The 22,221-nt window shown below is 62.4% G+C and carries 19 protein-coding genes; 7 read left to right on the forward strand and 12 right to left on the reverse strand.

The window, feature by feature from the left end; translation table 11 throughout:
- A partial coding sequence (locus OXI69_02155) for a hypothetical protein (GenBank protein MDE2664935.1) occupies nucleotides 1–307 on the reverse strand: 307 nt, incomplete at its 3' end.
- Between the two features lie 48 nt (nucleotides 308–355).
- Here OXI69_02155 and OXI69_02160 point away from each other — a divergent pair.
- Nucleotides 356–478, forward strand: a complete 123-nt coding sequence (locus OXI69_02160) for a hypothetical protein (GenBank protein MDE2664936.1) — start codon at nucleotides 356–358, stop codon at nucleotides 476–478.
- Between the two features lie 789 nt (nucleotides 479–1,267).
- Here the strand turns inward: OXI69_02160 and OXI69_02165 are convergent.
- The gene (locus tag OXI69_02165) at nucleotides 1,268–2,098 is read right to left on the reverse strand and encodes a hypothetical protein (protein MDE2664937.1); all 831 of its coding nucleotides are present in this window, start codon (nucleotides 2,096–2,098) and stop codon (nucleotides 1,268–1,270) included.
- A gap of 170 nt (nucleotides 2,099–2,268) precedes the next feature.
- On the opposite strand from OXI69_02165, the gene OXI69_02170 reads away from it, so the two are divergent.
- A complete protein-coding gene (locus OXI69_02170) occupies nucleotides 2,269–2,736 on the forward strand; it encodes a DUF2784 domain-containing protein (GenBank protein MDE2664938.1) in 468 nt (155 codons plus the stop codon).
- Here OXI69_02170 and OXI69_02175 read toward each other — a convergent pair.
- The 3 genes from OXI69_02175 to OXI69_02185 all read right to left on the reverse strand — a co-directional run bounded on the left by OXI69_02175 (nucleotide 2,733) and on the right by OXI69_02185 (nucleotide 7,393).
- On the reverse strand, nucleotides 2,733–3,848 hold the full coding sequence (locus OXI69_02175) for a D-TA family PLP-dependent enzyme (protein ID MDE2664939.1): 1,116 nt from the start codon (nucleotides 3,846–3,848) through the stop codon (nucleotides 2,733–2,735). The genes OXI69_02170 and OXI69_02175 overlap by 4 nt on opposite strands.
- An 8-nt stretch (nucleotides 3,849–3,856) precedes the next feature.
- On the reverse strand, nucleotides 3,857–5,188 hold the full coding sequence (locus OXI69_02180) for an MFS transporter (protein MDE2664940.1): 1,332 nt from the start codon (nucleotides 5,186–5,188) through the stop codon (nucleotides 3,857–3,859).
- 99 nt (nucleotides 5,189–5,287) lie between these two features.
- The gene (locus tag OXI69_02185) at nucleotides 5,288–7,393 is read right to left on the reverse strand and encodes a DUF3604 domain-containing protein (protein ID MDE2664941.1); all 2,106 of its coding nucleotides are present in this window, start codon (nucleotides 7,391–7,393) and stop codon (nucleotides 5,288–5,290) included.
- A 397-nt stretch (nucleotides 7,394–7,790) separates the two neighbouring features.
- Here OXI69_02185 and OXI69_02190 point away from each other — a divergent pair, with 397 nt between their 5' ends.
- On the forward strand, nucleotides 7,791–9,653 hold the full coding sequence (locus OXI69_02190) for a hypothetical protein (protein ID MDE2664942.1): 1,863 nt from the start codon (nucleotides 7,791–7,793) through the stop codon (nucleotides 9,651–9,653).
- Between the two features lie 241 nt (nucleotides 9,654–9,894).
- Here OXI69_02190 and OXI69_02195 read toward each other — a convergent pair whose 3' ends face one another.
- Together OXI69_02195 and OXI69_02200 are read right to left on the reverse strand one after the other, a co-directional pair.
- Nucleotides 9,895–12,006 (reverse strand): hypothetical protein, encoded by a 2,112-nt coding sequence (locus OXI69_02195; protein ID MDE2664943.1) that lies wholly within the window; start codon nucleotides 12,004–12,006, stop codon nucleotides 9,895–9,897.
- Nucleotides 12,007–12,120: 114 nt separating this feature from the next.
- Complete coding sequence (locus tag OXI69_02200) at nucleotides 12,121–12,708, reverse strand: YdeI/OmpD-associated family protein (protein MDE2664944.1); 588 nt, start codon at nucleotides 12,706–12,708, stop codon at nucleotides 12,121–12,123.
- Nucleotides 12,709–13,066: 358 nt separating this feature from the next.
- Here OXI69_02200 and OXI69_02205 point away from each other — a divergent pair, with 358 nt between their 5' ends.
- Nucleotides 13,067–14,230 (forward strand): amidohydrolase/deacetylase family metallohydrolase, encoded by a 1,164-nt coding sequence (locus tag OXI69_02205; GenBank protein MDE2664945.1) that lies wholly within the window; start codon nucleotides 13,067–13,069, stop codon nucleotides 14,228–14,230.
- 95 nt (nucleotides 14,231–14,325) lie between these two features.
- Here the strand turns inward: OXI69_02205 and OXI69_02210 are convergent, their stop codons facing one another.
- Nucleotides 14,326–14,721, reverse strand: a complete 396-nt coding sequence (locus OXI69_02210; protein MDE2664946.1) for a TM2 domain-containing protein — start codon at nucleotides 14,719–14,721, stop codon at nucleotides 14,326–14,328.
- A 36-nt stretch (nucleotides 14,722–14,757) separates the two neighbouring features.
- Nucleotides 14,758–15,846, reverse strand: coding sequence for a hypothetical protein (locus OXI69_02215; protein MDE2664947.1), 1,089 nt, complete (start codon nucleotides 15,844–15,846; stop codon nucleotides 14,758–14,760).
- A gap of 247 nt (nucleotides 15,847–16,093) precedes the next feature.
- Here OXI69_02215 and OXI69_02220 point away from each other — a divergent pair, with 247 nt between their 5' ends.
- Together OXI69_02220 and OXI69_02225 are read left to right on the forward strand one after the other, a co-directional pair.
- A complete protein-coding gene (locus tag OXI69_02220) occupies nucleotides 16,094–17,404 on the forward strand; it encodes a PQQ-binding-like beta-propeller repeat protein (GenBank protein MDE2664948.1) in 1,311 nt (436 codons plus the stop codon).
- 2 nt (nucleotides 17,405–17,406) lie between these two features.
- Nucleotides 17,407–17,904, forward strand: a complete 498-nt coding sequence (locus OXI69_02225; protein MDE2664949.1) for a histidine phosphatase family protein — start codon at nucleotides 17,407–17,409, stop codon at nucleotides 17,902–17,904.
- 69 nt (nucleotides 17,905–17,973) lie between these two features.
- Here OXI69_02225 and OXI69_02230 read toward each other — a convergent pair whose 3' ends face one another.
- From OXI69_02230 to OXI69_02240, 3 genes are read right to left on the reverse strand one after another with little or no spacing between them, the layout of a single operon-like run.
- Nucleotides 17,974–19,254, reverse strand: coding sequence for a hypothetical protein (locus tag OXI69_02230; GenBank protein ID MDE2664950.1), 1,281 nt, complete (start codon nucleotides 19,252–19,254; stop codon nucleotides 17,974–17,976).
- 18 nt (nucleotides 19,255–19,272) lie between these two features.
- Nucleotides 19,273–19,689 carry a PIN domain-containing protein gene (locus OXI69_02235; protein ID MDE2664951.1) on the reverse strand — a complete coding sequence of 139 codons (417 nt, stop codon included), beginning with the start codon at nucleotides 19,687–19,689 and terminating at the stop codon, nucleotides 19,273–19,275.
- 5 nt (nucleotides 19,690–19,694) lie between these two features.
- A complete protein-coding gene (locus OXI69_02240; GenBank protein MDE2664952.1) occupies nucleotides 19,695–19,934 on the reverse strand; it encodes a ribbon-helix-helix domain-containing protein in 240 nt (79 codons plus the stop codon).
- A 334-nt stretch (nucleotides 19,935–20,268) separates the two neighbouring features.
- Between OXI69_02240 and OXI69_02245 the strand changes: the two genes are divergently transcribed.
- Nucleotides 20,269–21,810 carry a CehA/McbA family metallohydrolase gene (locus OXI69_02245; protein ID MDE2664953.1) on the forward strand — a complete coding sequence of 514 codons (1,542 nt, stop codon included), beginning with the start codon at nucleotides 20,269–20,271 and terminating at the stop codon, nucleotides 21,808–21,810.
- Nucleotides 21,811–22,221: the final 411 nt, after the last annotated feature.

The raw sequence follows: 22,221 nt of genomic DNA on the forward strand, positions 1-22,221 counted from the left end.
TGGCCTCGATCTTCTGCTGGTGGGGACCCAGCATGTCGGTGGCGGTGCCGCTGCCCCCGCCGGCTTCGGCCGTGTAGGTGAAGTTGAGCATGGCCGCCTCGTCACCCCGGTTGGTCAGGGCCAGCTCCGAGGTGAAGTGGGAGTTGCTCTTCCCCCTCAAGTCCAGCACCACCGGCACGAAGGTCGTCATGATGTCCGGCGGAATCGAGAGCTCGAGTGAGTTGATCGCGTCTCCCGCTGGGGAGGAGTCGCCGTTGGCGGAATTGGCCGCCACTTTTAGAAACACACTGCCCCCTTTGGTCTCCATAGGCGCCGTCCACTGAAACTCGACCGAATTGGCGACCAGCGGGCGGGTATGAGTCAGAATCTCCACCACCTGCCCATCATCATGGCTATCATCGCCATCATGATCGTGGTCATGATCGTGGTCATGATCGTGGTCATCATCCTGTTCGCCACCGCTCACCATTTCCACTAGGGTGTATTCAGAGACGGCCGTTAGGGTGCCCGCCTGAGTGTCATCGGAGAAAACAGCAGCCAACTGGAACCCGTAAATGGATCCTCCGGTCATCGTGATTCCCAGGTCGTAGGTCTCCCCGGGAGCAAAGCTTGTCGGTACATTGTTGAACGATACGGAACCGACCTCGTTCAGCGTGCTGCCAGACGTCAAATGACAACCGGAAACGTAGCAGCCCGATTTGCCCAGGACCGCAGGAAACGGTACTTTTCTTCCATCAGAGCGCCCCCTGACCGAAGCGACGAACAAAAGAGAGAGGAAAGAAGCCAGAATGCCTAGACTGGCCAGTGTCAACAATTCTCCTCGCAATCTTCTCATGACGCTGCTCCTTTCTTTTGGGAATTACACAAATCTCTTGACGATGAAGGGACTCAAACGGTCCGCTTGGTAATGGCGAATCCATGTCTGATCTCCATCCTAAATCAACTGGCATGCGGTGGAAGCAAGGCGTTTCCAGCAACTCGACAACGTCCCCTGTTTCTACTTCTCGCTGATCATCTTGCGCTAGCCCGAATTTCTCACCAGGCCGCTCGATTCATAGAGGAAAGTCCATCTATTTTCAGCACCTCATCGGTCTGATTGGTACGTCTTGCGGTTACACACGGCGCTGGGCGTGCCCTGGCTTGTCCTTTTCCCCTCAGCGCATCCATGCTCGCTCGACCGTAGTGACCGCTACGCTCTTCGCTCCCGAGCACGCGCTGAGGGGAAAATGCCTGCGCCATGATCACGCCCCCTGGTGAGAAATGCGGGCTAGCGCCTCGGCCATACCAGAGCACCCAGTGGTACTGACGCCAGGACCGCCCAGACCAGGGCTGCCGCCTCCAGTCCCGCCTGTCCCCGGGCGAGCGCCTGCAATCCGGCCAGCAGGCCCACAGCCATGCCGGCTCGTACTCGAGCCGAAGAAAGAGGCATCCCTGTGGCGTCGGCCAGGGATGTTACCCTACGGGTTCGCCGCACGGTCAACCCGTAGGCAACTGTAACGATCAGGAGCAGTCCCGTGACGGTTGCCGGCAGAGTTTCCGGGGTCCACGACAGCCCCTGCCGACCCAGGCAGAACCAGGTAGCGGCCAGGCAGATACCGGCGAAAAACCATTGACGGCGAAGAGCCTCCGCCATGGAAGCGTCCAGCCCAAAGGCCAGGGCGCCGATCAGCCCCAGTCCGGGAAAAGCCCCGTTCCAAGCCGCCCAAACGATGAGCGCCGCCACAAACACTGAATCGATAACCCGCGCCGGCGGACCGACGCTGCGGTTGACGATGCGCACCAGGAACTGGACCGCAAACAGGAGCAGCAGGCTGGAGGATTCCACGGCCAGAAAGGCGCCGAAGGTCGCCAGCAGGCTGAGGAAAGCAAGCCGTTCCAGGTCCGGAGCCAGCTCCCGTGCGAACGCCCAGCCCGCCACCGCCGCCGCCACCCCAAACAGGGCCGAAAGCGCGATTTCCGGCAACCCGCTTCCCCGTAGCAGGGCCATGGCCCCCGCCACGCCGGCGGCCGCCGGCAGCAGGAGCAGGACACCAAGATTGGTGGGGTACCGGGGATCGAGGGTCCGCGCGATCGAGGTGATGCGATAGAGGATTTTCACGGGTTCCTGCCGGGCCGGGAGCGAGGCGAAGTCAATTCTACCCGCAACTTTTGTCTCAATGGAACCACGCCGCGCGCTTACAATAGCTTCCCATCCTGCGTCCGGCGGTCGAGTCCGACCCCGTCCGGGCGTGAAGTGTCGGCAGGGATCGGTAGTCTGAGTCACCCTGCATGATCCGTCCCGTCGTATGGGACGGGGCCCGGCTAACCGGAATCGTTCAAGGTCGCCCCATGTACGCCTTCCTGGACTTCTTCTTCATGGTCTTCCACACCGTTCAGATCGTGTTCAACCTGACCGGATGGATCTGGAAGCGAACTCGCCGCTTCCACCTGGGGTTGATGACCCTCACCCTCTTTTCCTGGTTCGGACTGGGATGGTTTTACGGCTTCGGTTACTGCCCCAGCACCGACTGGCACTGGCAAATCAAGGAAGCCATGGGCGAAACCGGCCTCCCGAACTCATTCATCAAGTACTACATGGACCTGCTGACGGGAAAGGACTGGGATCCGGACCTGCTGGATGCCTCGGTGGTATTCTTCGGAGTGGCGGCCCTGGGGATCTCGGCCTGGGTCAATTGGCGGGATTGGAGGAGCCGGGCCCGGCACTCCAGTCCTGGCCGGCACCCCGCCGAGGGCTAGACCGTCAGGCAGCGGTCTCGGGCAGCCACCTCCCACCGCTCCAGTATGCGTCCCCGGCTGACCACCACCACTTCCTTGTTCAAGGCGGTGGTGGGACAGATATGCCAGGGAATGGCCGCCAACTCGTCTCCCGGGCGCAACCTTCCGGCCTTGGAGGTCTCAATCACCAGGTGCTCTTCGTTCTGCAGGACCAGCTCTGCGTCGGGCAATTGGGGGAAAACCGCCCGCGTTTCCATGGGTTGGTCGGAGGCCACGGCCTTGTAGCCCAGGTCCAGCGTGACCCGGTTCTCTCCCGGCAGGCTGATGACGCGGGTCAGAACGACCGCTGCCGGCACGAAAGGAAGATCGGGAAAACCGGTTCCGTATCCGGCGTCGTGGAAAATACAGGCGCCCGGGCTGAGCTCGATGGCCGGATCCTCCATCCCGGCATAGACGGGAAAGGTCACCGACCCTCCGCAGACCAGGCGCGGCACCTCCCAGCCGGCAGCCGTCAACTCCCGGCGAAAGCCGTCCACCTCCCGGAATTGCTCAGTCACCGCGACCGTCCGTTCCGCCAACGACGGATGGCGCACGTGGCCGTCGTAAACGTGGAATCCCCCCGCCCGCAGCCCCGGGCTTGCAGCGATCTTCCCGTAGAGCCGGCGGGCACGGTTGCCGGCCGGAAGACCGGTGCGCTGCTGGCCGGTATCCAGGTCCAGCAGAACCTCCACCTGCTGTCCGGCCTCGGCCATGGCCCCGGACAGGGCTTCCACCGGTTCGGGGTGGTCGGCGATCACCATGAACCGGACCTCCGGAAAGGCTTGCACGAAGCGCACGGCCCGCTCGATGTTGCGCCCCACCAGGTGGTAAGCCAGCATAACGTCCCGCGCGCCGGCCCGAGCTACCATTTCGCACTCGGCAAAGGTGGCCGCCTTGAATTTGTCGATTCCCTGCTGCAACTGCAGTTGCACGACCTCCCGGGTCTTGTGGGTCTTCACGTGGGGCCGCAGGCGGGCCGGGTCGCCGGCCATCGCCACCATCCGGTCCAGGTTTTCCCGCACCAGTTCCAGAAAGACCACCAGCGCCGGCGTGGCAAGTTGCCGGCTGTCCTCAATGCGGTATCGATCGGGCATGCGTCCTCTTAACCCGCGGATTCGGCGGCGCGGGCGCGGTCGACCTCGCCGGTCTTCACCAGGAATAACAGAAAGACCGGGGCGACGGTGAGGATCCCCGCCAACCCCAAGGCCCACTGGTAGGAAACCAGCTGGTCGGCCGCGCCTCCCTGCAGCCAAAGCAACCATTCTCGCAGCGGGCCGGCCAGCCAGTTCCCGATGACGTGGGAAACGTTGGACAGCGTCATATAGGTAGTGAACACCGTTCCCGCGGCCACGGTCCAGGAGATCCTCATGGCCATGGATAGGAATCCGACCGAACCGATGGCCGCCAGGGTCTCGTAGGAAAGCAAATAGGACATGGCGAACCAGCCCTCGTTCCACAGGCCGGGGAATGCCGCGAAGATCGCGGCAGCCGCCCCATAGCCGATATAGCCGATCGAAAGGATCAGCCGCCTCCCATAGCGGTCGGCCAGGTATCCGCCCCCCACGGCGCCCAGGATAATGGGAGCGGTTGCATACAGTCCGGAGGCTCTCGAAAACTCCACATCGGTCCAGCGAGGACTCAGGTGCTGGGTGTAAAGCACGTTGGAGAGGACTTCGTTGACTCCCAACCCGATCAGCTTGGCCAGCGTGAACACGATGAAGACCCAGGTGGTCGTCAGCGAAAACGCCCTGAGAACACTACCCAGGGTCGCTAACGGGTTGCGTACGCTCCCAACGGTGGTGGAGCCAGCCCGGCCGGCGCTCCAGGGGAACCGCTTCTCGCCCCGCCGCTCCAGGAAGACGATGGGGACCAGCATGATGGCCAGCAGCAGCAGCACCTGAACGACCGCGCAGGCCTCCAGCCCCCACACGTTGATGATATGGGAAAGACTCCAGGCACCCACCCCTTTGCCGATGAGCTTGGAGGCCCACATCAAACCGTTGGTCCGCCCTTGCTCCCGGGGAGGCAGAATGTCGACTGCCAGAGCGTCGGTGCAGACGTCCTGCAGGGAAGCGAAGCAGTTGTGCACAAAGTACATGTAGAGGATGAACTTCAACTCCTGGGAGGGATCGGCGATGCCGATGAACCCCAGCAGCGTCAGCGCCATCATCAACTCGGAACCGATGATCCAGGGCCGCCTTCTCCCCATGGAGCGGATGGTGAAGCTGTCCATCAAGGGGGCCCAGATCAGCTTGAAGGACCAGGGCACCAGGATGATGGCCTTGAGGTTGCCGATATCGCTATCGGGAATCTGGTAGTTGTAGGAGAGATAGGAGGGCAGCGAAATCAGCATGAATCCCCAGGGAATCCCCTGGGCGAAATAGAGCGCGCAGAGGGTCACCGTTCGCTGCCATCGAGTGTCGACCAATGCCATGGAAAGTACCGACCTCCCAGGTGTTCTCGGATCCCGCCTCCGCGGAGCAGCCCAAACTCTACCAGCCGCCTACCCTTCCCGCAAGGGACAAGCCCGCCACTACTCCTTCACCACGTAGATCGGGCTCGACCAGGCCATGTGCCCGTCCTCCTGAACCACTTTCACCAGGATCGGATTGTCCCCCTGGCGGCAGTCTCCGGCGGGAAGCTTGAATGTGAGCTCACAATCGGCTGGGCCGTCAGCGGCCGGCAGCCTGTAGAGCGAGATGCGCTTGTCCAGGCCGCCCAGGGGCCAGGTTTTGCCCTCCACCCCCAGCCCCTGGAGCCCCACCTCAAAACAGGCCTGGCGAGTGTCCACCCGGACCCGGCCGGCTTCCGCCCGGGCCAACTCCAGGATCAGCCCAGCCACCCCGCCGGTGGTGATGGATTCCCATTCGAGCCGGGTGGGGCCGGCTTGCCGGCAGGGAAGATCGGGATTGTGGAAATTGACGGCGGTCACCGCCTGAATCCGATTACCGGACAGGGTCATTGACCCCTTCCAGTCGACCTGCCGGCCTCTTCCCCGCACCTCGGCTCCCTGCCAGAGCAGCTTGATCCGGTCGGAAAGATCGGCGGCGGTGCAGGTTCGAAAACACTCCACCACCTGCGTTCCGTTACGAACCTCCACCCGCTCGATGGGGGCGGTTCCGCAGACCCGGATGCGAAACTCGGGACCCGAACCGGACGCAAGGTGGAGCAGGCCCCCCATGGGCATTCCATCGTCGGTTTCGACATCCAGATAAATGCGAGCGCCGGTCGTTGCGTAGACCCGCCGGGCCCGGTAGGCCTCCCATACGCTTTGGCGGGTCAGGGCCTCGGCCAGAACGCATGTGAGTCCTCCGTAGCTGCCAAAGTTGCCGGCCCCCGGATAGCTGGCCCCGGGGCGGCCCTTGTGTCCGTCGGAATTGGCCACGATCGCCAGGCGATGCCCCCGGGCAAAGGCGTCCGCCAACATCCATTCGAAAGTCCCCCAGGCCGAATGAACCTCCACCGCCCATTCCAGCCCGGGGTCGTGGCGGCTCAGGTCGGCAAAGCGTCCTCCGACGTGGGGGACCACCATCACCTCCCGCCCGCAATCCCGCAAGCGGGCAAACAGTTCTTCCACGGTCGGGCAGCAGGGCTCCCGGGCCTGGGCCGGGGAGAGCAGGGCGCGGGAGCTGCGAGCCATGGACCCGCCCTCTTCCCGGAAAATCACGTTGCGATCTCCACCGAGAGCGGTATTGCCACTCCATTCCCAACCGGGGAAGGTCACCAGGCGTTCCGGTTCATGGAATTTCCGGGTGGTGTCCTGGATCTTCCTCCAGAAGCCGTCAGTGATCTGAAAGTCGTTGCCCTGGTGGGAGCAGATGTCCAGGAAAGCGTAGTCGCGGGCAAAGCGGAAGTAGTCCCCGATGGAATTGGTTCCGATGGTCTCCTCGCTCTGGCCATGGAGGTCGGCCCAGTATCTCCCGAAGCGTTTCCCTCCACCGACCCGGATGGGATTGGTTCGCCCTGCCAGCCCGGTTCGGGTGTCTTTCACGGAAAGGGTTTTGTTTCCGGGCCCATCAAAGGCGGGAAAGACGGTTTTTCGCGGGCGCCCCACCGGATTGCCCCAGCGATCCTCCAGCTTGCTCCGGACCGGAATCGGCTTGCCGACAGCGGCCAGGGTGGGAGCCACGGCCACCAGGCGCACCGGCTCGCCGGCCACAACACAGAACGTGGGAGAATCCGGCAAGCGGTTGAAGGAATAGGTGGCGAAGCGGTCGACCAGCACCCGCAGCTCGAAGGTTTTTTCAGCGAAGGTCTGAATTCGCCAACCGGGCGAGCCGCGGCTGCAATCGCCCAGCGTCAGTTCGATCCGATCCCCCTGGCGCAGGAACCCCTGCACGACTTTCAGGTGAAGTGTCCTGCCCCAGGGTCTCAGGTTGTCCTTGGGGTCGTAGCGCAACTGGAGGCGGGCGCCGTTGGAAGCCCGGGCGGTGGTGTAGTTGGGGGCGTCCGGCCGATCGAACTGGGGCACGCCGCAATCGGTGGCATAGCGCATGGCCACCTTGATCGAGCCGGTGTCGTCAATGCCGTAGAACCCGGCCGTGTAGGTCAGGCGGCAGGTCCGGTAGCTGCCGGCAACCACCCGGCCGCGCAGACTGCAGCTCACATGCCCGAGAGAATCGGAGCTGGTTATCACCATCTCGTTTCCTCAACCAATAACCGGCACTCGGCACTTTGCCGATACGAGTTCAGCATTCCTCCAGCCCTTCCCTGCAGCTCGTTGGAGGAAAAACAACCGATCGTTTCAATGAAGTGGTGGAGAATTTTTTAACCACAAAAGGCACAAAAGCCACAATTTGTGTTTTTGTGCCTTTTGTGGCCATTCCCGGTAGACGTCCGGTTGCCGAATACTGCAAAAGGCTCAACTCATTAATCAGTTAGTTGGTGTTCATTCGTGTCCATTTGTGGTTCGTCTTTCCCCTTCTTGGGTATCCGCATCGACGATCCACGGACGAACTTATCCTGGCCGAAGCAACTATTCTATAGGACAATAGCAGACTGGGCGTCACGCGGTACGCCACCCCAAAAAGTCTCAAATGATTCCACGAATCTTCTTCCCCCTGTTGCTGGCGGGGCTGATCTCCTGCAGTCCCATGGCCGCCGAAGACCCTTCGCTGGTGCTGGACCGTCCGATGCCTCCACCGGCCTGGGCGCTGATGGAGCGCGAGCTGCTGCGCCTCAACTCCGAAGCCTGCGAGATCTTCGCCGACAAGTATGTGGATGAGCGAGGCCACCTGCTGCACACGCCCCGCTGGGGGACTCTGGACGGACCCGACGACGCCATCGAGACCTTTCACAACTGGACGCTGCTACATGCGCTGGGGGCAACCGATTCCGTTCTGGAGCTGTTCAAGAGGGCGCTGGAGGGACACCTGCACCAGTATGGCCAGATCCGGACCACCCTGACCGACCTGGCCCGGGAGGGCGCCTACCACCGCGAATTCATCACCATGTCGGACTGGTTCCATACCGGGGAGGGGATGCGGGCATTCATGTTCCAGGGACTCTCCGAACCGGGTTCGCCTCGTCTGCGGGAGCGCATGAAACGCTTCGCCGGGCTCTACATGAACGAGGATCCGGAAGCGCCCAACTACGACCCCGAGCACAGGATCATCCGCAGCATCTGGAACGGCAGCAAGGGCCCCATGCTCCGCAGGGCCACCACCTACGATTGGGTGGGAGATCCGGTCCCGGGCCGCTTTCACCTCCTGCACAGCCCTTTCGGCCGCAGCAGGATGCTGGACCTGGAAGAGGTCTACCCCAAGATGCTGGCTCACTGCGACGAATACCTCGACAGCGTGGGAGACCATCCGCTCAACCTGGCGGCCACCAATCTGGCCCTCAACGCCTACATGCTCACTCGGGAGCCGAAATACCGGGAGTGGGTTCTGGAGTACGTGGGTGCCTGGAAGGAGAGAATCGAGGCCAACGGGGGCAACATCCCCACCAATATCGGTTTGGACGGCACCATCGGCGGGGAGTATGGCGGCAAGTGGTACAAGGGAACCTATGGATGGAACTTCACCATCTTCGACGGTGAAATCGAGCGGATCGCCCATCGGAACACCTTTGCGGCGGGCAGTTGGCCGGGCTTCGGCAACGCCTACCTCCTGAGCGGCGATGCCGGTTACATCGACACCCTGCGCCGCCAGATGGACAACATCTACGCTCAAAAGAAGGTCGTCGACGGCCAGCTCATGGTTCCCCAGATGTACGGAGACCCCCGCGGCTACAAGTTCAGCGGCCGGGAAGAGTGGTACCGCTGGACGACCAACCTGTTCATCGATCGCCTGATGGAAATCTACCTGTGGTCGATGGACCGCAGGGACCTGGAGCGCCTGCCTAAAACAGGTTGGATCGGCTACCTGGAGGGAGCCGACCCGGGGTACCCGGAGAAGGCTCTGAGAGAAGACTTCGAGAGCCTCCGCGCCACCATGCAGGGCATCGCAGAAGACCCGACCACGCCCGAGACCCGGTTGGCCGACTGGCTCCTGGATCTCAATCCGGCCAGGACCGGCAACCTGGTCAACCTGATGCTCGGCGGCCACCTGGCCGGCAGGATATGGACCCTGCACACTCGCGTTCGCTACTTCGATCCGGAGCGCCGGCGATCCGGCCTGCCCCGGGACGTGGCGGCCCTGGTCGAAAAGCTGACGGAAGACAGTCTGACCCTCACCCTGGTGAACACCGGCCCCTTGCATCCCCGCGACCTGATCGTCCAGGCCGGGGCCTACGCCGAGCACCGGTTTCAAAGCGTGACCCTGAACGGAAAGACCACCCCCATCGAGGGATCGTCGATCAGGATGCGACTGAATCCCGGCTGCGGCAGCCGGTTGGTATTCTCCATGCAACGCTATGCCAACCAACCCACGCTGGCCATGCCCTGGGATGCGCGCTAGCCCGCATTTCTCACCAGGGGGCGTGATCATGGCGCAGGAATTTTCTCCTCAGCTCGTGCTCGGGAGCGAAGCGCGTAGCGGTCACGACGGTCGAGCGAGCATGGATGCGCTGAGGGGAATAGGACAAGCCAGCGCATGCCCAGCGCCGTGTGCCACTGCAATGCATTCCGTTCGGACCAGCCAGTTGCCGATTATCAACGGCCTTTCATCATAACTCCAGCGACCTGTTGAGAAGTGCGGGCTAGACCCTCACGGCTCGAATGCGATTGTTGTAGTGGTCGCTGATGAACAGGAGGTCGTCTCCACAGAGACAGAGTCCCAGCGGTTCGTTGAGGCGAGAGGCCGTCGCCGGCCCGCCGTCCCCCGAGTCACCGCCTTCTCCGCAGCCCGCCACCGTCTCCAGCAGGCCGTTTGGGGTGATGCGCCGCACCCGGTGGTTGTGGCGGTCCGAGAAATAGAGGGTGCCGTCGCGGCCGATGGCCAGGCCCCCGGGTGCATGGATGCGGGCCTTCAAAACCGGGGTGCCGTCGGGAGAAAACCCTTTCTCGCCGCTGCCGGCCACGGTGCTGATCCGGCCCTCGCGGTCTACCCTGCGGATGAGGTGGCAGGTCGAGTCGGTGAAGTAGAGGTTTCCCGAGGCGTCGAAGCGGATGGCCGAGGGAGAACCGATCCGGGCTAGGCAGGCCGGGCCGCCGTCGCCGCTGTAGCCCGGAAGACCGCAGCCGGCCACGGTTTCGATGATTCCGCTGGATCGATCGATCCTTCGGATTCGTCCCACTTCCCCGTCCCCGACGTAGATGTGATCCTCGGAATCGTGGGCGACCGCCGTGGGGGCCACCAGGCAGGCGCAGTTGGCCGGGCCACCGTCGCCCTTGTCCCACTGAAAGGCGGCTCCCGCAACCCCGCGAATGGTTCCATCCGGCTCCACCCGGCGCACGTGACCATGGCGGTGGTCCGCGATGACAACACGACCCTTCGAGTCGACCGAGACGTCGTAGGGGTTTCCCAGGTAGGCAGCCGTGGCCGGCCCGCCGTCGCCCCCGTAAGCCCGGGCGCCGTTGCCGGCAACGGTGCGGATAATCCCGGTTTCCGGATCGATGACGCGGATGCGCTGGTTCCAGATGTCGGCCACGTAGAGGCGCCCGTCCGGGCCCAGCGACAGGCCGCCCGGGCCGCAAAGAAAGGCTCGGGTCGCCGCCTCCCCGTCATGCACGCCGGTGCCGCCCAGGGCGGTCGTCACGATTCCGGTCCGCCCGTCGTAGCGCCTCAATCGCCCCGAACAATCTCCCCAGTGCACGGTGCCGTCGGGATCGGCGAAAATGGCCGCTTCGCAGGAGTTGCACTCGGTCACCGAACCGTGCAGTCCTTCCTGTCCGAAGCCGGGGACACCGGTGCCCACCAGGGTGTTGACGACGCCCGTAGCAGCGTCCACTTTCCTGACCCGGAACCCATACTTCTCCCCCACGTAGAGGTTGCCGTGGACATCCAGGCAGATGGCGTCCGGCATCAGGGTGGCGGCTTCCACGGCCGGTCCCCCGTCCCCGTTGGAGGCCCGTTGGCCGTTACCCAGAACGGTGGTGATCATCCCGGTCCTTCTGCTGATTCTCCGGATGCGGTCGTTGGAGTTGTCGCAAACATAGAGGTCGCCCCTGGAATCGAACGCCAGGTGCTCGGGGTGGTAGAAGGCTGCCTCATCGGCCGGCCCACCATCCCCGTGATAGCCCATCAGGCTGAGCCCCGGGCCGAAAAAGGGCCGGCTGCCGCCCTGCTCGGAGGGGTAGTGGCGCGCGCTGCGACCGGCCCAGACCTGGATGGTTCCGCTTTGAGGATCGACGCGACGAATCGTGCAGGACCATTCGTCGGAGATGTAGACCCGGCCCCCCTCGTCGACCGCCAGGCCGCAGGGACAGTCGAACTCCGCCTCCAGCGCCGGCCCCCCGTCACCTCCCCGACCCCGCCGACCGGAACCGGCGACCCGGGTGATGACCCCGGTCCCGGCGTCGATCCGGCGGATGGTCACATTCCCCAGGTCGGTGAAATAGAGGTTCCCTTCCCGGTCCAGGCAGAGATCGTGAGGGTGGCGCATCCGCGCCTCCAGCGCCGGCCCCCCGTCACCCTGGCTACCGGCAACCCCGTCGCCTGCAAACCGGTGCAGCATTCCCTGGCGATCGATCCTCCAGAGTCGATGGGCCCAATAGTCCACCACGATCAGTTGCCCGTCCCCGCGGCGCACCACCCCCATGGGCCAGCCGGCGTCGGCGGCCCGGGCGGGAATGCCCTCGTCGTAACCGACCCCCGCTATCGTGAGGATCTGTCCCTGGGACAGCTTTCGAAGAGCATCAAAAGGAGTCATAAACGCCTCCCGGCAAGTCCGGTCCCCGACGTGCGGATCATACAGAGGAGAAACAGCCGGCCGTTATCGTCTTGGAGTTGAAGACGAACCACCAGGGCACGGCCCGAACCCCGATCAGTCCCGCTTGCTGACCGGCCTGCCGCCCCAGCGCAGCGGGGGGACCGGCTCGCCGCGCTCGCAGCACTCGATCAACTGGTCCAGCCTTCGGAGACGGGTCTCCTCCTTCTTGGCGCTGTTGATCCAGGCCGATGCGCCCTTTCGGTACGCCAGCCGGGTGGCGCGGAAGAAGCCCCATGCCTTGGGACGGGCCCGGATCCGTTTCTCCAGCGACGCGGGCAGGGGCCTGGCGGCCGTCTGGTAGTCCGGCAAGGACGTGGCCCGGGCCTGGTACACCGCGAGCCCGGCCTCTTCCACGAGCCCTTCGGCCAGGAGGGCTTCCATCCGCGAGAGGTTGCGCTTGCTCCAGCGGCTCCCCGCCCGGCGTGGCGTGAACCGGATCTTGTAGCTCGTGGCGCCGAGACTCTTGCGGAGTCCGTCGATCCAGCCGAAGCAGAGCGCAACGTCGACCGACTGTGCCCAGTCGATGCTCGGTATCCCTGTGTGCTTCTTGTAGAAACCGATCCACTGTTCGTCCAGCTTGTCGTGATGGTCGCGGAACCAATCCGTGAGTTCCTCGGTGTTGGCAAAGAATCGGAGCGGCATGGTTCTCTCTCGGACGCGGCAGGTTTACCGGGAATGGCCACAAAAGGCAAAAAAACACAAACTGTGACTTTTGTGCTTTTTGTGGTTGGACAGCATTTTCCACCAGGTCGCACCCGATATCGAAAAAGGCAGAACCTCCGGTTTGCCGGCAAGATGAGCTGCCCCGCTGCAAATTTTGTCAAAAGCTTGAATCCCCAATGAACACCACCGGCCTTGAAGGCGGGAACGGCTCACATGCCCATGCATGGTAGAGTAGAATGGATGTCTTGATTCCGTTTGACAAGTCTACTTGTCGGTCCGGGCTCCATGTCGGTTTCAGCCCCGACACGACTTTCCCCGGCAGCCAACCGCAAGAACCATGAAATACGATCTTCTGGTATGCAACGGCAGGGTGGTCGATCCTTCCCAAGGCCTGGACGATCCGCGGGACATCGGCCTGCGGGGCGGCAAGATCATCGCACTGGAGAAGCATCTGGACCCGGGGGAAGCCGGCGACACCGTCGATGCCCGGGGACTCCTGGTGACTCCCGGCCTCATCGACTGCCACGTGCACGTCTATCCCGGAGTGTCCCACTACGGGATCGACCCGGATCCCAATTGCCTGGAAAGGGGGGTGACGACGGCAGTGGATGCCGGCTCGGCCGGCGCGGCCACCTGGGAGGGTTTCCGGCGCTACGTCATCGAAGTCAGCGCCACCCGGCTTTTTGCCCTGCTCAATATCTCCTCGGTAGGCATGGTCACCGGCGTCGAGACCGATCCCGCCGTGGGTGAGTTGGAGGATCTCCGCCACTGCAGCGTCAGCGCGGCGCTGGAGACCGTGGAAACCAATCGGGACGTGATTCTGGGAATCAAGATACGTCTCAGCGCCAACCTGGCCGCCGATGGCCGCAACGAACTTCCCGCCCTGATGCTGGCCCGCGAAGCAGCCGAAGCGGCCCGGCTGCCCATGATGATCCATACCCCCGGGTCTTCGCTGCCGCTGCCTCGCATTCTGGCCGAGATGCGCAGTGGAGACCTGATGACTCACTGCTTTCACGGCCATGCCGCCGGCATCCTGGATGAGCGCGGCCGGGTATTGTCCGCGGTCCGCCAAGCCGTCCGCAGGGGCGTCCGTCTGGACGTCGGCCACGGAAAGGGCAGTTTCCGCTTCCCCGTTGCCGAAGAGGCCATGCGGCAGGACGTGCTGCCCGGCACCATCAGCAGCGACCTCCACAGCTACAACCTCGAAGGACCGGTTTACGATCTGGCCACCACCGTTTCCAAGTTCCTGCTGCTGGGAGTCTCTCTGGACGAGGCACTGAGGATGGTCACGGCAGCTCCGGCTGAAGTGGTGGGGATGCAGGGCCGCCTGGGAACCCTGAAAGCCGGCGCCGAGGCCGACTTGGCTCTGTTCGAGTTGGCGGAAGGAAGGTTCGAGTTTGCCGATGTCGCCGGAGAAACCCGGACCGGCCGCTGGAAACTGGTCCCTCGCGGCGTGATCCGCGCAGGACGGGTCGTCAAGCGGCCCGAGGAAACCTCCTGATTCCCCCTGAAAGACGATAGCCTGCAGTTCTCGGCCGGTCGCGGCCCTACGGTCAGGACCCCGTTGGCGCTCTGCGCGATGCGGGGACGTGGCTGTCAACCCCTATTGATCAGCGTCACCTGGTCGTTCAGGGTCCAGTAGTCGTATAGGTAACCAATTCCCAGAAGTCCAGCGGTGAGTAGATAGAGGATGCCGGTGATCCATTTGCCCTGATACATGCGATGAACACCGAGCAGTCCCAGGAAGGTCAGGAGGATCCAGGCTACGGTATAGTCGATCGGGCCGCGCTGGAACCTGAAATCGGCCTGGCGGCACATGCCGGGAATCAGAAACAGATCCACGAGCCAGCCAATTCCAAGCAGTCCCAGGGTCAAGAAATAGACGGTTCCCGTGACGGGTTTGCCGAAGTAGAAGCGATGCGAACCGGTGAAGCCGAAGATCCAAAGCAAGTACCCGATCAACGTGGAGTGGGTGGTTTCAGCGGGTCGCATCGGCAAAATTGAGCGCCTCGAACCGTTAGCTGGGCCTCAGTAGGATGGGCTCTCTTTCTTCTCCTTCACCGCCTCTTTCTCCTTCGAGGCGGGCTTCACCGGGACCGTCTCTATTCTCTTGTTTCGGGCGTTGACTCGTCGCACCTTCTTGTTGCCGGTGTCGGCGATATAGAGGTTGCCGCGGCGATCCACCGTCAGATCGAAGGGATCGGCCAGGCTGGCTCTCCGGGCCGGGCCGCCGTCGCCGCTGAAGCCCCTTTGGCCATTGCCCGCAACGGTGGTGATGACGCGATTTCTGGCACCCACCCGGCGGATTCGATGGTTGCCGCGATCGGCAATATAGAGGTTCCCGGACCGGTCCAGGGCCACCGAGAAGGGATCATACAGGCTGGCCTTTGCCGCAGGACCCCCATCGCCGCCGAACCCACCCTTCCCGTTGCCGGCATAGGTCGAAATCAGCCCGGTCCCGGCATCCACCCTGCGTATGCGGTGGTTGCCGGTGTCGGCGATGAAGAGGTTGCCGCGGCGATCCACCGCTACGTCGAAGGGCACTTCGAAAGCCGCATCCGTGGCCGGGCCGCCGTCACCGCTGAAGCCCGTTCTGCCGCTGCCCGCCACGGTGGCGATCTGGCCGGTCTGGGCGTCCACTCGGCGAACCCGGCGGCTGCTCTGCTCGACGAAATAAAGGTTGCCCTCTCGATCCAGAGTCACACCCACGGGAGTGGACAGGCTGGCTTCGGTGGCAGCCACATCGTCATAGCGGTAGCCGAACTCGCGGTTGCCGGCCACGGTGGTCACCACCCCGCTTTGGCGGTCTATGCGGAAGATCCGATGGGTGTTCCGGTCCGTCAGGTAGAGATTGTCGCCTCCATCCAGGGCGATGCCGACCGGTCGGCCCAGGTCCACCTTCCGGCCGGACCCCGGATCGACGGTTCCCCGTTCCAATTGAACCGTCAGGACGCCGGTCGGATCCAAACCCAGGATGCGGTACTTGACATCGTCGCTGATGATCAGCGAACCGTCGGACATGACGGCAACGGAGCGGGGTGTGAAGGTCGCTGCGTCTTCGGCCAGCATACCGGTGGAGAACACGGCCCAGCTCACCAGGAAAAGAATAACGCGCATGATCGAACTCCCTCGTCGTTCCAGGTGGCCCTAATGTAACGCCGGAGCGGCAAGAATGTAAAGGACGGGATCGGGTCCGGTCGCAGTGGAGCCTGGTTCACGGGCGCGGCGGGATGGCATGCCGCCAATATATCCTCCACCCGTCCAATTTAAGCCGCCTGCGGAAAGGGTCGGCGAGTGTATACTGAACGCCGCACCAGGGAGTTGAAAAACTACGGAACGAGGGACTGGCAGAGGAGGAAGCCCGATGAGATGGATCGCCGGAATTGTGATTGGAGGCGTTGCGGTGGGTTTGTGGCTGGGGGGGACCGAAACCCCGGCAGACAGCCAGACCTACTGGTCCCAGTGGAGGGGCCCGGAAGCTACGGGAGTTGCTCCCGCCGGCGACCCGCCGGTGGAATGGTCGGAGGGGAAGAACGTTCGCTGGAAAGTGGCCATCCCGGGCAAAGGCCACGCTTCCCCGATCGTCTGGGATCAAACGATATTCGTGGCCACAGCCATCCCCACCGAAAAGAAAAACCCGGTGGAGGGGGAGGGGCAGATCAAACCGACCCAGGTGTTGAAGTTCGCCCTGCTGGCGCTGGACCGCAAGACAGGGAAGGTCGTCTGGCAGCGAACCACCCGGGAACAGGGCCCCCACGAGGGAACCCACGGCGCCAACACCTGGGCATCCGCCTCGCCCGTCACCGATGGTGAACACGTCTACGCCTACTTTGGATCCTTCGGTCTCTACTGTATGGACATGAAAGGCAATCCGGTCTGGGAAAAAGATCTGGGCGATATGACGGTTCGATTGCACTTCGGGGAAGGCAGCTCTCCCCTCCTCTACGGAAACAAGATCGTCATCATCTGGGACCATCAGGGAGACTCCTTCATCGTCGCCCTCGACAAGCGTACGGGAGACGAATTGTGGAGAGTTCCCCGGGATGAGGAGACCTCCTGGTCCAGCCCCATCGTGGTCGAGCATGGAGGGCGGAAGCAGGTGGTCACCAGCGCCACCAACCGGGTACGCAGCTACGACCTGGAGACCGGAGACCTGCTCTGGGACGGCAGCGGCGTGACCCTGAACGCCATACCCTCGCCCGTGTCCTCGAAGGGGCTCGTCTTCGTCACCAGCGGATTTAGAGGAAACGTACTGCAGGCCATTCGGATTGGATCGGCTCAAGGGGACATTACCGGCTCAGAGGCTATCGCCTGGGAGCTGGACCGTGACACCCCCTATATTCCGTCTCCGCTGCTCTACGGGGACCTGCTCTACTTTGTCAAGGGCAACAACGGCATCCTTTCCTGCCTCAACGCCAAGACCGGCGAGGCCCATTACGGCCCCCTCAGGCTGGAGGGAATCGAGGGTGTCTACGCCTCTCCGGTAGGAGCCGGCGACCGCGTCTACCTGCCGTCTCAGAACGGAACCACCCTGGTGATCCGGCGAAGTCCCGAATTCGAGGTCCTGGCCAGGAACACCCTGGAAGATGCATTCGACGCCTCGCCCGCCATCGTCGACAAGGAACTCTTTATGCGGGGACGCAAGTTTCTCTACTGCGTCGCCTCCGATACCTGACGATGAAGCGACTGGTTGTCATCCGCCATGCCAAGTCCAGTTGGAAAGATCCCGGGTCGAGGGATTTCGACCGGCCTCTGAACAAGCGCGGCAAGGCCGACGCCCCCGAAATGGGCCGGCGGCTGGCCCGGCGCTCCCTGGGTCCGGACCGCCTGCTCTCCAGCCCGGCCAGGCGGGCCATCCGGACGGCCGAGGTCATTGCCGACGCCATTGGATTTCCTGCCGGGCGCATCACTCGCATGGACCGGCTCTACGGCGCCGGGGTCGTCGACCTGATCGGCATCCTCCGGGGACTGGACGATGCCGATCAGACGATCTTTCTGGTCGGGCACAACCCGGGGTTGACCGACCTGGTCAACTTCCTCTGCACCTCATTCCTCGACAACCTTCCCACCTGTGGCCTGTTCTGCGCCGATTTCGAGATTTCTTCCTGGAAGGAGATCGACCGGCATCGGGGAAGGTGTGTCTTCATGGACTTCCCCAAGCACCCTCCGGCCTAGCCCGCATCGGCTGATGCGCAAGGGACCGGCTGCGGATATTCATTAGTCACTGGACCCGACTATTCCTCTTCACTTCATCCCATCCGATTCGGTCACGTCGTCGTATCGAACCGGGATTCCCGTCACGCCGGGGATGGTCAGAATCTCAGCCACCAGCTTTTCCCCCACCTCGGGGGGCTGGGCCCCGCTGCCATAGGCCGGTTGTTTGTGATGGCGGTAGAAGTTGCCCGGTTCCACGTAGAGCTTGACCCCGTGCTCGCTGCAAAGCGGCCCGTAGTCGCGGCGAAGGGCGTCTTCGATGGGCGGCAGACCCACCCCTTCCTCCTGGTTCTGCAAGTAGCCCCAACCTCTCTGCGCGCGATTGGGATAGCGGGAACGCACCCGGGTGATGTGACCCACGAACAACTCGTCGATAATCTTCTCCGAGACCCAACGCCGCCACTGAATCCTCATGTTCCCAAAGGGAGGGCCGATGTGCTCCCCCTGCTGGACTCCAACGGCAAGTTTTTGCCCGGTAGTTTCCAGGTGGGATTTGACTTCCTGCAGGAAGGTGGTGAGGTACTCCCCTCTCAGCTCGCGCCACCGGTTCAAATCGAAGTCCTGGCGGAGGATATCGCGGCCATATCGTTTCTTGAACTCCCGCACTACCGGCTCATTGAAGCCGAACTGGTCGGCATGCCGGGGCGGAGGGGAATGGGAACGGAGGCTCAAGAAAACTCCGTCGAAGGGAAACTTGTCGGAAAAAGCGCGAATGGTCTGCAGCATGTATCGTCGTACTTCCGGATAGGCATACTCCATCACTCCCCATTGAAACTGGCGTTGATTGGGCGTCAGGCTGCGATCGCAGACCAGGACGTGGGTATTCTCCCGGGTGAATCGAGACTGCCAGGCCCGGAAGGACAGCCCCTTGCCATAGTTGAAAAGCACGTCGGGCGGGGCCCCCTCATCGGTGATGGTAATCCACATGTAGGCTTTGATTCCTGCCTGCTTCAATACAGTGACGGCGGTGTCGACCAGTCCTTCCTCCCAGGCCCGGCGGGAGATCCTGGCCCACTCCCGCAAATAGGGGATGTTCGGGTCCGCGTAGACGTCGTGAAAGAGGAGCACACGGAAGTCATCGACCCGAAACAGGACTTTGTCGACTCCCCTGGCTCGCCAACCCTCGATGGCCCGACGCAGTTTTTCGGAAGTATCCAGCTTGGAGACGCCCTGACGCCCAAAGATCACGTCCCCCCAACTGACAATCAGGAATCGCTCATTGGTCTGCGCCGACGCTCCCTCCAGCAGACACAGCCCCACCATCAGGAAACCCAAAATAGGCTTGGATCTTGCTCTCTTCCGAAATTCCATGGATACGCACCCACCCGATCAACCCGGAATAATCACCGGGACGACTCGGCGATTGTTTTTTCGATAGATGAGAAAATCCCCATCCAGGGTCAATACTCTACTTTGCGCACGTTGCTCAGCCATCCGAACCAAACAGGCGTCGGCCAAGGACATGGGGACATCCGAATAGCGACCGATCAGACTCACTATGCCTTGCACTTCATCCTCCAACTGGAACGGGGTCTGGATCACTCCCCGATTCACCAACTCCAAGACGGCTCGGCTTCCTCCCGGAAGGTTTCGCAACAGAAAACAGGTCTCGGCCAGAACCGCTTCACAGGTAAGCAGCGGAGGGGCGATTCCCTCCCATTTCTCCTTTGCCCAAAGGTGGAACCGGTCATTCCGGTTGAAGAATGCAACCAGGGGGCCCGAATCTACAATGACAGCCTTGAGCATATGACTTACTGGCCAAATTCTTTCAAGTGGGCCTTGTTGCTTGACAGGTCGGAGGGACCGGCCAGGATTCCTGCCAGATCATGAGCCAATTCGAAGACCGAACCCATTGGAAACCGGTCGTCCTTGTCCAGGCAGATGTTCAGTGCGCGGCGGACGACTTCCGAACGGGTGGTTCTTTGTCTTGCGGCCAAAGACGAGATTTTGAGGTACAGCGCTTCATCCAGTCTGAGCGTCAGGCTTTTCATTTTTGCGCCCCTGAATTCCTCTGCATTTGTAATACATATATGACAGAATAGTAATGCACATACTGACCGCTGTCAATCTCCTGTAAGTAACGAGCCTTTTGCAAAACTCGGCAGCGTGACCGTTTGCCGGGAATGGCCTCAAAAGGCACAAAAACGATCATGTGACCTTTGTGCCTTTTGTGGTCGGACAGCATTTTTCGCCAAGTCGCACCCGAAAGAGCTATTTTCAGTTTTCACAAGGGGAGCAATAAGGGGGATAATGCGGGACAAGCCAATCCGGACTATTCCAAAAAGCGCCCGAGGCAAACCGGGAACTACCGGGAGAGGGGATCCGATGCCGACGACACGCCTTTCGAAATCATCCTGGATGCGGGTGGGACTTCTGCTGGCCCTGCTGATCGGGACGCTGGGAAGCCACTGGAAGGACATTCTGCCGGCCTCCGAACCCGACCCCGATGAGATTCATGTTCTCCAACTAGGAGGGAAGGTGGGCAAGCTCGCCCTGGAAGTCAAGGAAGCCGGGTCCCATCTGCACATGCCGGCCCGGCTCTACTTCACCTATGATGATGGACGGGAAGAACTGCCCACGGTCGGGCGATTCCAGCACTTCCTGGTGACGGCTTCCGGACGGGATCTGAAGACACTCCCCGTCGGCGAATACCAGGTCTATGTGTCGCGCGGGACCGAATACTCGCTGGACCGGCAGAAGGTCAAGATCGAAGAAGGCAAGACGGCCTATCTGGATTCGACCCTTGAGCGCGTGGTGGATACCACCGGGTTCATCTCGGCCGACTTCCATCTGCATCTCCAATACGCCATGCGGGACGGGGCCATGACGTCGGCTGCCGAAGGGATCGACCTGCTCACGGCCACCGACCACAACATCCTGAAGGACTATTCCCCCCACATTCGCGCGCTCAAGCTGGAGCGCTTCATCACCTCCACCGTCGGTTCGGAAATCGACACCGCCTTCGGCCACTTCAACAGCTTTCCCCTGGAGATCGATCGCTGGGGACGGCGCGAGTTTCGCCACGGCATCCGGACCCCGGGAGAATTCCTGCGCATCGTCAGGCAGGAACCGGGCGAGCAGATCGTGCAGGTCAACCACCCGCGGCGCTGGACCTCCAGCCCCATCAGCGGCTATTTCGATGAGCGGCTCAACGCGGACACCGGAGCCTTCGACTACCCCTATTTCGAAACCGGCTTCGACAGCTTCGAGATTCTCAACGCCATCACCGACAAGAGCGAAACCATTATCGGCCGCACCAAACTGGTCGATCAGAAACTCCAGGACTGGTACCGGTTGCTGAATCGCGGGGCGCTGATGGCCGGCGTGGCCAACACCGATGCCCATCGCTACCCCGAGGATTCCTTGGGCTATCCCCGAAATTACGTGGCTTCCGAAACCGACAACCCCTGGGAAATCGACCCTCGCGAGGTCGTCCAGGCCGTCAAGCGACGAGCCGTCACCGGCAGCCTGGGGCCCTTCCTCCACTTTACCGGCAACGGTTCGCCGGTGGGATCGGTGATCACCGACCCGGATCGCTCGGTTTCTCTCAGAATCCAACTGCAGTCGGCTCCCTGGGTTCCGGTCGAAACCCTGGAAGTGATCCGAAACGGCGAAGTGATCAAGACCTACTCGGTTCCGCCCCCGGAGGAAACCGAGAAGCCCTGGAAGTTTGACACTGAACTGGTGGTGGAATGCCGGCAGGATAGCTGGGTTCTGGTGATCGCCTCTTCCCAGACCCCCTGGGAAAAGCCTTTCGAAAACTACCGCTCCTTCTCTTTCACCAACCCGGTCTTTGTCGACGTCGACGGCAACGGCTACTTCGATCCCCCCAACGGAGGCTATTCATTGCAGGAAACGGAGAATTGAGGGGGAGGGCTCCGGAGGGGTGATTGGCACTTCCGGGAGCACGGGCGTCCCGTAACCCGGGACCTAATTTGGACGAATGACTAACATCGATGCACAGGATTGCTTCAGGAAACGGCTCACTTGAAACCAAGGAAAAAAGAGTGATCCACGAAGGGCCACCAAGCGTGACGGCTCTGCCGCATCGGCCGGGCTGAGGCCCGGCAAGCCGGTACGCGTCCCCTAAAGGAGCAAGAGTGATGGGAGGAGGCGCCCCCCGGGAGCGCGGGCGTCCCGCCCGCATGCACTCCCCTTCGGCGCCGCTCAGTTTCCCTGCGATGCGGCACCCGGCCACCCTGTCGCACGTTCCGGAGCCGAGACTTGCCCCCCTCCGCATCAGCCTTCGCCTGCGGCTCGGCTTCTGCGACTCCCCCT

Source organism: Acidobacteriota bacterium, assembly GCA_028875575.1.
Lineage (GTDB): Bacteria > Acidobacteriota > Terriglobia > Versatilivoradales > Versatilivoraceae > Versatilivorator.

Bases quoted from the DNA above. Each gene is read 5' to 3' on its own strand.
- OXI69_02160 (MDE2664936.1), top strand. From the start codon at position 356: ATGAGTCAGAATCTCCACCACCTGCCCATCATCATGGCTATCATCGCC.
- OXI69_02170 (MDE2664938.1), top strand. From the start codon at position 2,269: ATGATCCGTCCCGTCGTATGGGACGGGGCCCGGCTAACCGGAATCGTT.
- OXI69_02175 (MDE2664939.1), bottom strand. From the start codon at position 3,848: ATGCCCGATCGATACCGCATTGAGGACAGCCGGCAACTTGCCACGCCG.
- OXI69_02180 (MDE2664940.1), bottom strand. From the start codon at position 5,188: ATGGCATTGGTCGACACTCGATGGCAGCGAACGGTGACCCTCTGCGCG.
- OXI69_02185 (MDE2664941.1), bottom strand. From the start codon at position 7,393: ATGGTGATAACCAGCTCCGATTCTCTCGGGCATGTGAGCTGCAGTCTG.
- OXI69_02190 (MDE2664942.1), top strand. From the start codon at position 7,791: ATGATTCCACGAATCTTCTTCCCCCTGTTGCTGGCGGGGCTGATCTCC.
- OXI69_02195 (MDE2664943.1), bottom strand. From the start codon at position 12,006: ATGACTCCTTTTGATGCTCTTCGAAAGCTGTCCCAGGGACAGATCCTC.
- OXI69_02200 (MDE2664944.1), bottom strand. From the start codon at position 12,708: ATGCCGCTCCGATTCTTTGCCAACACCGAGGAACTCACGGATTGGTTC.
- OXI69_02205 (MDE2664945.1), top strand. From the start codon at position 13,067: ATGAAATACGATCTTCTGGTATGCAACGGCAGGGTGGTCGATCCTTCC.
- OXI69_02210 (MDE2664946.1), bottom strand. From the start codon at position 14,721: ATGCGACCCGCTGAAACCACCCACTCCACGTTGATCGGGTACTTGCTT.
- OXI69_02215 (MDE2664947.1), bottom strand. From the start codon at position 15,846: ATGCGCGTTATTCTTTTCCTGGTGAGCTGGGCCGTGTTCTCCACCGGT.
- OXI69_02220 (MDE2664948.1), top strand. From the start codon at position 16,094: ATGAGATGGATCGCCGGAATTGTGATTGGAGGCGTTGCGGTGGGTTTG.
- OXI69_02225 (MDE2664949.1), top strand. From the start codon at position 17,407: ATGAAGCGACTGGTTGTCATCCGCCATGCCAAGTCCAGTTGGAAAGAT.
- OXI69_02230 (MDE2664950.1), bottom strand. From the start codon at position 19,254: ATGGAATTTCGGAAGAGAGCAAGATCCAAGCCTATTTTGGGTTTCCTG.
- OXI69_02235 (MDE2664951.1), bottom strand. From the start codon at position 19,689: ATGCTCAAGGCTGTCATTGTAGATTCGGGCCCCCTGGTTGCATTCTTC.
- OXI69_02240 (MDE2664952.1), bottom strand. From the start codon at position 19,934: ATGAAAAGCCTGACGCTCAGACTGGATGAAGCGCTGTACCTCAAAATC.
- OXI69_02245 (MDE2664953.1), top strand. From the start codon at position 20,269: ATGCCGACGACACGCCTTTCGAAATCATCCTGGATGCGGGTGGGACTT.